The sequence below is a fragment of the Microbacterium sediminicola genome (assembly GCF_039531125.1).
GTDB classification, from domain to species: Bacteria; Actinomycetota; Actinomycetes; order Actinomycetales; family Microbacteriaceae; genus Microbacterium; species Microbacterium sediminicola.
In genome coordinates this window covers 1-1,244 of record NZ_BAAAPL010000003.1, presented here as the reverse complement: position 1 = coordinate 1,244, position 1,244 = coordinate 1, and the positions used below count along the sequence as shown (strand labels likewise).

Genomic DNA, 1,244 nt, shown 5'->3' with positions numbered 1-1,244 from the left:
GCCGCCGAGCTGGAGTCGCTTGTTGCCGCGTTCGAAGAAGCCGAAACTGTGTTGGCTGCGGCGGAGGTCGCGCGGTCGCGGGCGCTGGCGCGGGCGGGGCGGTTGGCGCGGGAGATGGCTGCGAGCAAGCGGGCGTCGGTGCGGGAGCAGGACATGACCCTGCGCGACATCGCCGCCACCATCGGGGTACCGGCGAAAGTGTCGGACCGGTCGATGCAACGCCAGATCGGTGACGCGGTGCGTTTAGTGGAGGACTTCCCTGCCACGGTGGAAGCACGGGAGCGGAACGAGATCACACGGCAGCACGTCCGGGTACTCACCGATATCGCGGCCGACCTGCCGGCCGAGGTTCTCGGGGAGTTCGAGGCGGAGGCGTTGGAACGGTGCCGACGGGACACGACCGGGCGGGTGAAAGCGGGGTTGGAGATCCTCGCGCAGCGGATGCACCCGCGCTCGTTGGTGGAACGGCACCGGGATGCGCGAGAAGGTCGGGACGTGCGCACCTCGGCATTGCCGGACGGGATGAGCTGCCTGACCCTGATCGCCCCCACCCCCGTCATCGCGGGAATCGACGACCGGTTCAACCAGATGGCAACGGTGGTCATCGACACCCGAAACGCCGCGAAAGCCGAAGCACGAGCCCGTGGTGTGGACGGTGGTGGTGACGATGCAAACGTGCTGCTCACGGATGAGCGGACGAGGGCGCAGATCCGTGCCGACATCGCCGCCGACATCCTCCTCAGCGGATCCCCCTTCGCCGACCCCACCATCGACGGCGACGGACCCGGAACACTCGGCACGATCCGCGCGAAGATCCAGGTCATCGTCCCCGCACTGAACCTGCTCGACATCGAAGCCCGCACCGGACACGCCGCAGGTGCCGCCGACCTGGTCGGATACTCCCCCATCGACCCCGCCACCGCACGAGAACTCGCCGGCAACACCGGCAGGTGGTGGGAACGACTCGTCACCCACCCCATCACCGGACAAGTGCTCCACACCGACGGATACCAGCGGACGGCCGCCATCGACCGACACCTCCGCGCCAGGGACCAACACTGCCGGTTCCCCGGATGCCGGATCCCCGCCATCCGATGCGAGATCGACCACACCCACGACCACGCCCTCGGCGGGAAAACGACTGTCTCGAATTTGAGTCACTTGTGTCAACGACATCACTCGATGAAGCAATTCACGTCATGGAAAGTGAAACAACTCCACGACGGAATACTCGAATGGACGTC

General features: G+C 66.5%; 1 protein-coding gene. It reads left to right on the top strand.

From position 1 onward, the window contains the following. Positions 1–114 precede the first annotated feature (114 nt). The coding region (locus ABD206_RS13585; protein WP_425561204.1) for an HNH endonuclease signature motif containing protein at positions 115–1,244 on the top strand (1,130 nt) is incomplete at its 3' end.